The sequence below is a fragment of the Occallatibacter sp. genome (assembly GCF_049582745.1).
GTDB lineage: Bacteria > Acidobacteriota > Terriglobia > Terriglobales > Acidobacteriaceae > Telmatobacter.
Genome location: NZ_JBAUUO010000073.1, coordinates 1 through 12,359, shown reverse-complemented (window position 1 = coordinate 12,359; position 12,359 = coordinate 1). Strand labels below are relative to the sequence as shown.

The 12,359-nt window shown below is 58.3% G+C and carries 7 protein-coding genes; 4 read left to right on the top strand and 3 right to left on the bottom strand.

The genetic code is table 11. The features are described 5' to 3' along the window. Positions 1 to 84 precede the first annotated feature (84 nt). A complete protein-coding gene (locus tag WCA10_RS11835; protein WP_472822730.1) occupies positions 85 to 582 on the bottom strand; it encodes a helix-turn-helix domain-containing protein in 498 nt (165 codons plus the stop codon). Positions 583 to 867: 285 nt separating this feature from the next. On the opposite strand from WCA10_RS11835, the gene WCA10_RS11830 reads away from it, so the two are divergent. Both WCA10_RS11830 and WCA10_RS11825 read left to right on the top strand, forming a co-directional pair. Then, positions 868 to 1,971 (top strand): ABC transporter permease, encoded by a 1,104-nt coding sequence (locus tag WCA10_RS11830; protein ID WP_472822729.1) that lies wholly within the window; start codon positions 868 to 870, stop codon positions 1,969 to 1,971. A 158-nt stretch (positions 1,972 to 2,129) separates the two neighbouring features. Further along, positions 2,130 to 3,773, top strand: coding sequence for an ArnT family glycosyltransferase (locus WCA10_RS11825; RefSeq protein ID WP_472822748.1), 1,644 nt, complete (start codon positions 2,130 to 2,132; stop codon positions 3,771 to 3,773). 42 nt (positions 3,774 to 3,815) lie between these two features. On the opposite strand, the gene WCA10_RS11820 is transcribed toward WCA10_RS11825, so the two are convergent. After that, complete coding sequence (locus WCA10_RS11820) at positions 3,816 to 4,208, bottom strand: TOBE domain-containing protein (RefSeq protein ID WP_472822728.1); 393 nt, start codon at positions 4,206 to 4,208, stop codon at positions 3,816 to 3,818. 272 nt (positions 4,209 to 4,480) lie between these two features. On the opposite strand from WCA10_RS11820, the gene WCA10_RS11815 reads away from it, so the two are divergent. Continuing rightward, positions 4,481 to 7,078: a sodium-translocating pyrophosphatase gene (locus WCA10_RS11815; RefSeq protein ID WP_472822727.1), complete on the top strand. Its 2,598-nt coding sequence runs from the start codon at positions 4,481 to 4,483 to the stop codon at positions 7,076 to 7,078. A 103-nt stretch (positions 7,079 to 7,181) separates the two neighbouring features. Here WCA10_RS11815 and WCA10_RS11810 read toward each other — a convergent pair whose 3' ends face one another. Next, on the bottom strand, positions 7,182 to 7,868 hold the full coding sequence (locus WCA10_RS11810) for a GNAT family N-acetyltransferase (protein ID WP_472822726.1): 687 nt from the start codon (positions 7,866 to 7,868) through the stop codon (positions 7,182 to 7,184). A 539-nt stretch (positions 7,869 to 8,407) separates the two neighbouring features. Between WCA10_RS11810 and WCA10_RS11805 the strand changes: the two genes are divergently transcribed. Then, a complete protein-coding gene (locus WCA10_RS11805) occupies positions 8,408 to 11,722 on the top strand; it encodes a vitamin B12-dependent ribonucleotide reductase (protein WP_472822725.1) in 3,315 nt (1,104 codons plus the stop codon). The last annotated feature ends 637 nt before the right edge of the window (positions 11,723 to 12,359 follow it).

The window sequence follows — 12,359 nt, the reverse complement described above, 5'->3', positions numbered from 1 at the left end:
CAATGGATGGACGCGAATTACCCTTCGACGCGATCCGGTGTTTGAGATAGAAAAGACTGTCGGGGAATTGTCTTGTTGACCTGGCTAGCGTCGAATCCACGAGGCCAGGTGGGCGATGACGGCGTCGGCTTTTTGCGGGAGGGGGATGACCGAGCTCCACCAGCCGGCGCGGACGCCGAAATAGCGCACAGTGAGGAATCCGAGAACCGTGACCACTGCGACTAGTGCGACGGCGCCCAGCCAGCGGAGACGCTGCTCCAAGGATTCGCGGCGCTCCATACGCTCTTTGCCGACGTTGGAGGCAAAGGTGGCCCATCCGTCCGCTGCCGGGTCGATGGGCGCGCCTTTTTCATAGGTAGCTTTGAGGAAGCGGTCAGTCCAGTCGCGGGTATCGAGGCCGAGGGCGCCGACGTATCCGCGCACAATGCCTTTGCTGAGGATGCCACCGGGCAGTTGCTGATAGCGATCCTGCTCCAGCGCAACCAGGTGGCGCTGGCTGATTTTTGTGACGGCAGTGATCTGCTCGAGCGCGATACCGCGCGAAATCCGCTGCGTCCGAAGCTCTTCCCCAAAAGTACTCATTTGGTAACCAGTCCCGACATCATAGCCCGGGGAATTTCCACAGGCAAGTTACTTATGGCATTGCACGATTGGAACAACTTTATCACCCTTTCTTATCATCGAGCTAGAGGGGCGAAAAGTGAGTCGCGTCACTCGATACTGTGCAAAACGGCCGCACTGCCACTTTTCGGAATATTGGCGGGCCCCGCAGCCGGACAGCCCGGCGAAAATGAGGGAAGGCGGCTGATACCCTAGGAGAAAGGCCGCGAACCCTTAGCGCGTTCCTTCTGGAGCCGTTCCGCCCTCATGAACAAGCTCGTCATCGCCAACCTGTTGCATCGTCCGCTGCGCTCGCTGATCAGTGTTACAGCCGTGGCGATTGAGGTCGTCATGATTCTGTCGATCGTCGCCATCTTTATGGGCATGCTGGACAGCCAGAAGGAGCGCATGAATGGAATTGGGGCGGATGTGGTGGTGATGCCTTCCAACGCCGCCATGGTCGCCGGGGTTGGCGGAGCGCCGATTCCGATCATAAATGCCAAGTTCCTCGCCACGCTGCCTCATGTCACAGTAGCTTCGCCAGTGATCGCGGATTTCAACATGTCGAGCGCGGTCGAAATCATGTATGGAATCGACTTTAAAAGCTACGACGCGCTGAGACCGTTTAGATTCGTGGCGGGCGGGCCGTTTCAGACTCCGGATGACGTGATCATTGATGATATTTACGCACGGTCGGGCAAGGGTTATCACGTTGGCGACACGATGAGGATCAAGAACCATGAATTTCGCGTCTGCGGCATTGTGGAGAACGGCAAGGGCGGCCGCAGGATGGTACCGATCGATACGCTTGGCAGTTTGATTGGCTCAGAAGGAAAAGCCTCATTGATTTATCTGAAGACCGATAGCCCGGCAAACGATGACCTGGTCATGCAGGAAATTCACAACACCAAGGGACTGGCAAACTACAGGGTGCAGACCATGGAGGACCTGGTTTCGCAATACACTCCTTCGCGTTTTCCAGGGTTTGACATTGCTCTGGAAGTGGTTATTTCCATCGCCGTCGTCGTTGGCTTCCTCGTGATCTTCCAATCCATGTATACCGCGGTGCTGGAACGCACGCGCGAAATCGGCATTCTCAAGTCGCTGGGATCGTCCAAGGCAACCATTGTGAGCGTCGTTCTTCGCGAAACGGCTCTGCTGGCCGTTGCGGGTGTTCTGCTGGGCATTGCCGCCACCTACGGAGTGCGGGCGCTGCTCCATGTGAAGTTCTCCACATTCGCGTTCGAGCTCACTGGCGCGTGGATCGGTTGGGGCACGCTGATCGCGTTTGCCGGCGCAATCTTCGGGGCTCTCTACCCAGCATGGATGGCGGCGCGCAAGGATCCAATCGACGCGCTGGCATATGAATAGAATTTCGAGGCAGCGTGTCCTTGGGACGCTTCAACACTGCGGAGACGCATCCTACGTGATGGAAGATCATTTTTTCTCACGCGCTACACTTTGATACATTCCCGGCAACTGAGCGAGAGAGATCTTCTGCAGCAGCGGAGTGAGATCTGTTGGCGATCGTGTCAAAACGCTGGATCTACGCGATGTGGGTGGTTTTCATCGGCATTTTTGCGGTGATGTATGCGTTGAATCTTGCCGCCGATTTTCCGAACCACACGCCGTGGCATATCGACTGGGCCAAGTACACCGATGAAGGCTGGTACGGGAATGCCGCCATTCGCGCGCACCTGTTCGGCCACTGGTATGTTCCGGGGGATTTCAATCCCGCGCCTGCGGTTCCGTTGTGGCCGTTTCTTGAATGGATCCTGTTTTTCTTTACCGGCGTCACTGTTGAGGCGGCGCGCGGGCTGGCCGTCGCGCTCTTCTTTGCCAACCTGGTGCTGAGCTACACGCTGCTTCGGCCGCGCGGGCCAAAATGGATGGCGCTGCTGGCGCTGACGTTGATGGTGACCAGCCCGTTTCTTTACTGCTTCAGCCGGCTGGCGATCCTCGAGCCGCTCCTGACAACGCTTTTGCTGTTGGCGCTGAATTTGACGATAAGGCTCCCGCGCATGAGGAGACCGGTGGCCATGTCGGTTGTGGTCGGCGTGTTGTTCACGCTGATGATGTTGACCAAGACGACAGCGATTTTTTTAGCGCCGGCGATTGGATGGGCACTGTTTGCGGCGTTCTGGGATCGCGGCGAAGCATCGTCGGATACAAGCCGTTCGAGCCTCCGCTCCTGGTTTCACCAGTGCGCATTGCGCTGCGCTGCCGCCGCCACCGTGGCGTTTGCAGCGACCTTCGGCGTGTGGATGGCCCTGGTGGCCGCGCTTGGGTACCTCGGCGATTATCGGTATCTCCTGTTCGTCAACAACTATGTGAAGCCCAGGGAGTTCTACTGGCCGCTGCTCAGTTTCTGGTGGTCGTTCCACGCAACGATCTGGGTCGACCACATTCTGATTCCCTTGGCAGCAGCGTTAATGGCGGCATCGCTGGTAGCGGCCACGGTGTTCAGCGAGCGGACGAGGTGGGGAACCGATTTGCTGATTGATCCGGTCTTCGGTGCGTGCATTCTGGCGGCGGGCGGCTACATCGTCTTCATGACCTACCAGAATCATCCGCAGCCGCGCTATTTTGCGGTCGTCGCGGTGTTCTGCTTTCTGATCGTCGCAATGGCTACGGAGGCGCTGGTTTTGCAAGCGGGCCTGCTGCGCTGGTTGGGATGGGGTGCGGCCGCAGTGACGGCAATTGCCGTCGCAGTAAACGGCGCGCAAACGCTAAGCTTCGCAACGCATCCCGAATACACATTTGTGACTGCCGCGCGCCAGCTCACGTCGTATATCGATCAGCATCCGAACGGAAACCGCCTGCTGGTGTCGATCAGCGGAGACGAGATCACGCTTATCACCCACATCCAGACGTTGTGCGATGACTTCAGCATGCGTACCAAGAGATTTCCTGACCTGGGGACAAAGCTGGCTGTGTACAAGCCCGGCTGGTGGGCCACGTGGAACGACATCGACCCCGGCACGCTCGAAGACATTCACACACATTACTCGCTGGAGCAAGTGGCGGAATTCCGAGCCTTCGATGATCCTGAGCGCAACGTGCTGGTGCTTTTCAAGCTGCATCCGCTGCCCGATGCGCAGGTGAGGCTGATCAATGGCAACAACCTGCAGCAACCGCTGCCCGACGACAAAATTCTGATCCCGATTGAGTAGCTGATTCTTGTTCCCTTGGTCCCTGTTCCGTTGTCCCTGTCTTTAGGGTCTGCCGATCATCACTTCGGTGGCTTTGATGAGGGCAATGGCTTGTTCGCCGGGCTTCAATTCCAGTTCGCGGACGGCGTCGGCGGTGATGATGGCGGTGATGCGCTGGTCGCCGATGGCGAGCACGACCTTGGCCAGCAGGCCGTCGATCTTGACTTCAACGAGGGATCCGACAAGCTGGTTGCGGCCGCTGATGCGCGAGGCGCCGAGGTGGGCGGAACCGGTGGGCAGGAACTCCTGAAGAGCACTGACTGGGATGCGGTGGTGGCCGCCCGGCGTCTTGATCGTCTGGATACGGCCGGCCAGGATCCAGTGCTTGAGAGCGGGGTAGCTGATACCGAGTTTTTCGGCCGCCTGGCGAGGAGTCAATAGGGTAGACGAGCTCATGCAGTATTGATAGACTGCTGCCCGCGGTATCTACAAGTGTTAGATCCAAACCGGCTCAAACAGGGCGGTTTTGCCGGAAACTTTGCCCATCGGATGCTTGTGACTGCAATCACTCGACAGTGTTTGGCACGGATGATAGGCTTCCGGGTGACTTTGAGCCGGGACTCTTGCGGCGTGCTATTTTTCCGCGAGGGCAGTGTTCCGCAGATCGTTGGGTCGCGATCTTCGGACTGCCTGCACAACGGCAATCAAAAATTCACATTGGAGGACTTGTGACAGCACAAGACTGGGTCTACTTCTTTCTGACCGTAAGTGTTCTTTCACCGATCGCGGCATTTTTCCTGGCTCACCGGGCCAGCGGCGCGGACATTGGAACGCCGGATATGCAGAAAATCGCCGGCTCCCTCAAGCAAGGCGCCGAAGCCTTCTTGATGCGGCGATACAAGACCGCGATGGCCCTTCTGGCTCTGCTGCTTCCCACAGTCGCATTTGCCCAGCCGGAGCATGCGGGCGGAGCAGAAGCCAACCTGGTTCTGCCGGATCTAACAAAGGTGCAATTCTTCGGCATGAACGGACATGCCCTTCTGATGCTTGGGTTGCTCTTCTGCGTCGGCGGCCTGTTGTTCGGCCTCGCCATCTTTGTCCAGTTGAAGAACGCACCAGTCCATCGCAGCATGCTCGAAATCTCAGAACTGATTTACGAAACCTGCAAAACCTATTTGATCACGCAGGGCAAGTTCATTATGCTGCTCTGGATCTTCATCGCGGTCATCATTTCGATGTACTTTGGATGGCTCGCGCCGGTACCCGGAAAATCTATCGCGGTTACCTTGCCCATCATCCTGCTCTTTTCGCTCGTGGGCATCGCGGGCAGCTACGGCGTGGCGTGGTTCGGAATCCGCGTCAACACTTTTGCGAACTCACGCACCGCGTTTGCCGGATTGCGCGGCAAGCCGTATCCGATCATGGCCATTCCGCTGAAGGCCGGCATGAGCATCGGCATGTTGCTGATCTCGGTTGAACTGCTCATCATGCTGTTCATTCTGTTGTTCATTCCGCGCGATTATGCCGGTCCATGCTTCATCGGCTTCGCCATCGGCGAAAGCCTTGGTGCCGCGGCTCTGCGTATTGCCGGCGGCATCTTCACCAAGATCGCCGACATCGGCGCCGACCTGATGAAGATCGTATTCAAGATCAAGGAAGACGATGCACGCAACCCCGGTGTCATCGCCGACTGTACAGGTGACAACGCGGGCGACTCCGTCGGACCCAGCGCCGATGGCTTTGAAACCTACGGCGTCACCGGCGTGGCCCTGATTACCTTCATCCTGCTGGCCGTCAAGGATCCCAGCATCCAGGCGCAACTTCTGGTATGGATCTTCGTGATGCGCGTGGGAATGCTGCTTTCGAGCGCCGGCGCGTACTTCCTCAATACCGCCATCTCCAGCGCGAAATACAAAGATGCCGACGAAATGGACTTCGAGACGCCTCTAACGTCGCTGGTATGGATCACGTCGATCATCTCCATCATCCTCACGTACATCGTCTCGTATCTCATGCTCCCCACCCTGGGTGACGGAACACTCTGGTGGAAGCTGGCTTCGATCATTTCGTGCGGAACCCTGGCCGGCGCTCTCATACCAGAATTGGTCAAGGTCTTCACGTCAACCAAATCCACTCACGTCAAGGAAGTGGTCAAATCGGCTCAGGAAGGCGGAGCTTCTCTCGGGATTTTGTCGGGATTTGTGGCCGGCAATTTTTCGGCCTACTGGCTTGGGCTCAGCATGGTCGCACTCATGGGACTCGGCTATTACTTCAGCATGGGCATACCGGATCTGCAGAATAATCCGGCGGGCATGATGCTGGCTCCAGCCGTCTTCGCCTTTGGCCTCGTGGCTTTCGGCTTCCTCGGTATGGGCCCGGTCACCATCGCCGTCGATTCTTATGGCCCGGTTACCGACAATGCGCAGTCCGTCTATGAGCTGTCGCTGATCGAAGATGTTCCCAATATCCAGGCTGAGTTGAAGAAGGATTTCAACATCGACGCGAGGTTCGAGCGCTGCAAACACCTGCTCGAAGCCAACGATGGAGCCGGCAATACGTTCAAGGCAACGGCGAAGCCGGTGCTCATCGGAACAGCCGTGGTGGGCGCAACAACGATGACCTTCTCGATCATCATGGCTCTGACCCACGGACTGACAGACAACGTCAATAAACTCTCGCTGCTGCACGCGCCCTTCATGCTGGGGCTGATCTGCGGCGGAGCCGTGATCTTCTGGTTCGCGGGCGCTTCCACACAGGCGGTCTCCACCGGCGCTTACCGTGCGGTTGAGTTCATCAAGGCAAACATCCACCTGGAAGGCGCGGAAAAAGCGTCGGTCAGTGACAGTAAGAAGGTGGTTGAGATCTGCACGAAGTATGCGCAGAAGGGTATGTTCAATATCTTTCTCGCGGTCTTCTTCTCGACGCTTGCATTCGCGTTTATGGAGCCGTTCCTGTTCATCGGCTACCTGTTCTCGATTGCGATCTTCGGTCTGTATGAGGCCATCTTCATGGCCAATGCCGGCGGCGCCTGGGATAATGCCAAGAAAATCGTAGAGGTCGACATGAAACAGAAAGGCACGCCTTTGCACGATGCAACTGTTATTGGAGACACTGTCGGCGATCCGTTCAAAGACACCTCGTCGGTGGCAATGAATCCAATTATCAAGTTCACGACGTTGTTCGGATTGCTTGCTGTCGAACTGGCAGTGACGCTGAGTGGGAACAACCCGATGCTCACACATGTACTGGCAGTCGCGTTCTTCCTGGTGTCGGTATTCTTCGTGCACAAATCGTTCTATGGCATGAGGATCGAGTCCAAGCAGTAATTTAGCTGTCGTTGAATTGATGAAGACGCCGCCCGGAGATGGGGCGGCGTTTTCTTTGCGCAATGAAGCGGCAAGTCAAGTTGTTGCGTGGATCAGTGAGAAGCTACGATGTGCAACCGGATAGTTGCACGAGGCTCTTAAGCTGCTTGCCGGCGGCATCGAAATTCGCGGGATCGAGCCACGCATCGAAAGCAGCTTTACGAGCGGGCCATTCCGAATCAAGCATCGAAAACCACGCCGTGTCGCGGTTCTGGCCTTTCACAATCATGTGCTGGCGGAAGATGCCCTCGAAGATGAATCCATAGCGCAGGGCAGCGCGGCGCGAGGGCGCGTTGTTCGCGTTGCACTTCCACTCATAGCGGCGGTAGCCGAGGTCCTCGAAGACGTGGCGCGCCATCAGGTACATGGCTTCCGTGGCGGCCGTGGTCTTCTGCAGCGAGGGCGCCATAAGGATGTTCCCGACTTCGATAACGCCGTTGGCGGGGTCCATGCGCATGTAGCTGGCATAGCCTTCGACGCGACCATTCGGTTCAGTCAAAATTGCGAAAAAGACCGCGCTGGAGGACGCCTGCTTTTCTTCAAGCGCGCGGCGCAATTCCGCCTCGCTGGCGTACGGACCATCTGCCAGGTAGTCCCAGACCTCGTCGTGGCCTTGTACGGCCTGCCAGAGGTCGGCAGTGTGCAGTTCTGCGTCCAATGGCTCAAGCAATACGTGCCGTCCGGAAATGGGTTCGCGACGGGGAAGTGGCGCCGGCTTCCAACTGGACAGTTCCTGCGGGGTTTCGCTCACGGGTTCAGGCTATCAGCCATCGAAATCCGCTCTTCGGTACGTGCCAGAAGAGTAACGTCCGCATTCTCCACATTTCGAGCGATTTCGCACAGCAAAACGGGTTCAAATGCCCTGTATCGGCCCTTGTACCTGCCGAAAACGCGGACTAGGCTTGTATTTCAGAACGGTCGCAGCCTTGGAGACCGCGTCTGCACTGAATTCTGGGCAATTTGTGTCTCGAAAAGCCGCCTCTTGCAAGCCTTTTCGAGCTTTCCACAGCCTGATTGGCCGTATTTGGCAACCGGATGCCCGATTCGACATCGAAATACAAGATGTTGTGGTTTGCGGTTGACAGCCACCATAGACAGCGTTATTTTTGCAACTGCGACTGTAAACAGACTGTAACCTTTGGGCCCGTTGCAGAGCGCAAAAGCAGAAAAACCCGAGGTACTGAAAAGGCCCCCGTTTTTCCGTTCGCTGCACGACTTAACCCCCCAATTTTGGCTGCGTTAAGACCAAGGGACAGGTATTTAAAGAATTCGCCGATGGAGAGGAACAACATGAACGAGGCCAACCTTCAAACAACCGCACCAGCCCTGCAAGCTCCCTATAGCCAGGGTGGCCTGACATTTTCCCGCCGTTTTTCAACCGAGGGGAAGTCCCCCTACGACGAAGTCCAGTGGGAGCATCGCACGGCCCTGATCTTCGACAGCCGGGGCAACACCATCTTCGAACAGAAGGATGTGGAAGTGCCTGCCGACTGGTCGATGACCGCGACCAACATTGTGGCCTCGAAGTATCTGCATGGAGCGATCGGCTCGCCCGAGCGCGAGACAGGCGTGCGGCAGCTGGTGTCGCGCGTGGCCGAGACGGTGCGCGACTGGGGTATTGCGGGCGGCTACTTCGCCAGCGACAACGACGCAGCCGCCTTCCACGACGAGCTGGCGCACATGCTGCTGACGCAGAAGGTGGCGTTCAACTCGCCGGTGTGGTTCAACGTGGGCTGCGACCGGCTGGAGCCATTTGCGGCCGGGCAGAACTGGCATTGGGACCCGATGACGGGCGGCGTGGTGCACGCGGCCACGGGCTACAAGAATCCGCAGTGCTCGGCTTGCTTCATCAACTCCGTCGAAGACTCGATGGAAGGCATCATGGACCTGGCGCGGACCGAGGCGCTCCTGTTCAAGTACGGCTCGGGCACCGGCACAAACTTCAGCTCGCTGCGTTCGAGCCACGAAGGCGTCACGGGCGGCGGAACGGCCAGCGGTCCGCTGAGCTTCATGCGCGGGCTCGATGCGTTTGCCGGCGTCATCAAGAGCGGCGGCAAAACGCGCCGTGCGGCCAAGATGGCGATCCTGAACGTCGAGCATCCCGACATCATCGACTTCATTGAGTGCAAAGCGAAGGAAGAGCAGAAGGCGCACACCTTAATCCGCAACGGTTATGACGGATCGGGTCCGGATTCCGAGGCCTTCTCGTCGATCTTCTTCCAGAACGCCAACAACTCCGTTCGCGTGACCGATGAGTTCATGCGTGCCTATGAGAACGACGGGGAATACACGACCAGGAGTGTCAAGGAAGGAACGCCGGTTCATAGCCACAAGGCGCGCGAAATTATGCGCAAGATTGCTGAGGCCACGTGGCTGTGCGGCGATCCAGGCCTGCAGTTCGACACCACCATCAACAAGTGGCACACGTCGAAGAACACGGCGCGCATCAATGCGTCGAATCCATGCAGTGAATACATGTTCCTCGATAACTCGGCCTGCAACCTGGCGAGCTTCAATCTGATGAAGTTCATCTCGCCGTCGGGCACGTTCAACATTCCCGAATATCGGCATGCGATTTCGGTGGTCATTACGGCCATGGAAATCCTGGTCGACAACTCCGGATATCCGACCGAGAAGATCGCGCGCAACTCGCACGACTACCGCCCGCTGGGCCTGGGCTATGCGAACCTCGGCGCGGTACTGATGTCGTTCGGCTTGCCGTATGACTCGGCGGCCGGACGCGATCTGGCTGCGGCGCTCACCGCAATCATGTGCGGACAGGCCTATCTGCAGTCGGCCGTGCTGGCGGCAAATTGTCCCGCGCTCAAGTCGGCCACACCGCTCACGGCAAGCGTAGAACGCCAGGGCGGAGCATGCCCCGGCTTCTATGTGAACCGGGAGCCGTTCCTCAACGTGATCCGCATGCATCGCGCCGAAGTGAACAACATTGGCAAGTCGCGTACCAGCGGCGAGCCCTTCATGGTTCCGCAGCTTGAGGCGCTCATTGACTCAAGCCGCGAGTGCTGGGACATGGCTCTCTCCTATGGCGAGCGCTATGGCTATCGCAATTCGCAGACCACGGTGCTGGCGCCCACAGGCACCATCGGCTTCATGATGGATTGCGACACCACGGGCATCGAGCCAGACCTGGCGCTGGTGAAGTACAAGAAGCTGGTGGGCGGCGGCATGATCAAGATCGTCAACAACACGGTTCCGGCCGCGCTGTTCAAGCTCGGCTACAACAACGACCAGGTTGACGCCATTGTCAGCTACATCGACGCCACCGGTACGATTGAAGGTGCGCCGGGTGTCAAGCCAGAACACCTCGCCGTGTTCGATTGCAGCTTCAAGCCGGCCAAGGGCACGCGCTCGATTCAATACATGGGCCATATCAAGATGATGGCCGCAACGCAGCCGTTCCTGTCGGGCGCGATCTCAAAGACAGTGAACCTGCCGCATGAAGCAACGGTAGAAGAAGTCGCCGAGGCCTACGCGGAAAGCTGGCGGCAGGGCATCAAGGCCGTAGCGATTTATCGCGATGGGTCAAAGGGCGTGCAGCCGTTGAACACCAGCATGGATGCGAAGAAGGAGCCCTCCGCGGCGGAAGCTGCAGGGCAGCGCGTGATGGCTCAACTTGCCGCCGGGCAACCTGCGGCGGAGGCAGACATGAAGACACTCGAAGCCAAGATCAGCGAGAAGCTGGAAGTGACAGCGAAGTCGGTGGTCTCGGCTGCGAATGCATTCCAGCGCGCTCTCGAAGAGATCGCCCGGGCAACCTCGGTGCCGCAGATGACCGCTGCACTTGGGTTGGAAGAAGCGCCCATTCCGCAGGATCTGAACGGGCCGCCGCGCGCGGTGCGTCATCGCCTGCAGGCGGAGCGCGCCTCCATCACCCACAAATTTTCGATTGCCGGCCACGAGGGCTACATCACGGTGGGTCTCTATCCCACCGGCCAGCCGGGCGAGATCTTCATTAAGATGGCTAAGGAAGGCTCGACCGTTTCCGGCTTGATGGACGCGTTTGCGACATCGATTTCCCTCGCGCTGCAGCACGGTGTTCCGCTGCGCGTGCTGTGCGAGAAGTTTGCGCACACGCGCTTTGAGCCTTCGGGCTGGACGGGCAACGAGCAGATCGGCTACGCGAAGAGTCTGATGGATTACATCTTCCGCTGGCTGAACCTGCGCTTCCTCTCGGGTGAGCAGTTGACGCTGTTCGCGGGGCTCTCTCCGCAGGCTGCACCGCTGCCCGAGTCGCCGACGATTCTGCCGGACGTCGATGCGGAGGAAGATTCCGCAACCCACAAGCAGCTCGCCAGGCTGGCCGAGGAAATGTCGCGCCTCAGAGAAAGAGACAGAGGGATGGGCAGCACCTCCGCGCCGGGCGGCAGCATTCCGCCGGGGGCTCAGGCAGCGAGCACAGCCTCAATCTCAGCAAGTCACGGGCCGACGTTGCAGGATCGCGGGCTGTTCCATGCGTCGGAGGCGATGCGCAGCATGTACGAGATGGGCGATGCACCGAGCTGCTCAACCTGCGGCGCCATCATGGTGCGCAACGGCAGTTGCTACCGCTGCATGAGTTGCGGCTCGACTAGTGGGTGCAGCTAGATTTCACAATCAGAAGCTGAAATCGGGTGCCCTCGCTTCCGCGGGGGTATCGCCAAAGATTGTGAGCGAGCAACTTGGCACGCCTCGGTGGCATTCGCCCTTGAGGTCTACTCGCACGTACTCCCTCATATGCAAGACACAGCCGCCATGAAGGTCGAAGCTCTGCTGATGGATGCTTGAGATGGTTCGGCGCAATTGTCGGCCGAGTTCCAGACAATTGCTCCGACACCATAACGGCAAATCCGCCAAAGGTTTCTGCACGTGTCCGGCAAGCCGTTTTACGGCCACTTGCCGGACAGACTGATCGTCTTGAATACCTCAATGAGCGATTTGGGCTGATATGGAGTGACCCTGTCAACCCTGCGGAGTCGATGGGTTTGTTTTTGTTGTTGTCGCTGTTTTTGCTTCTCCCCGAGGACAGAGCGAGCAGCAGCCTGGGCAGGTTTGAGCGACGATTGATCAGTCTGATATTCGCGGGTCGGAACCGCATAATCATGATCCGTCGGGAGCTGCCTCTGACTGTTATCGCGAGTCCGGTCGAGCCTGTCGCATAGGCCAAGCGAGGATTCTCCTTCGTGCTTGCTCCGGCTGCTGCTGGCTCTGTGCTCGAGTTGGATGGCGCGTTTCATCAAGGAAC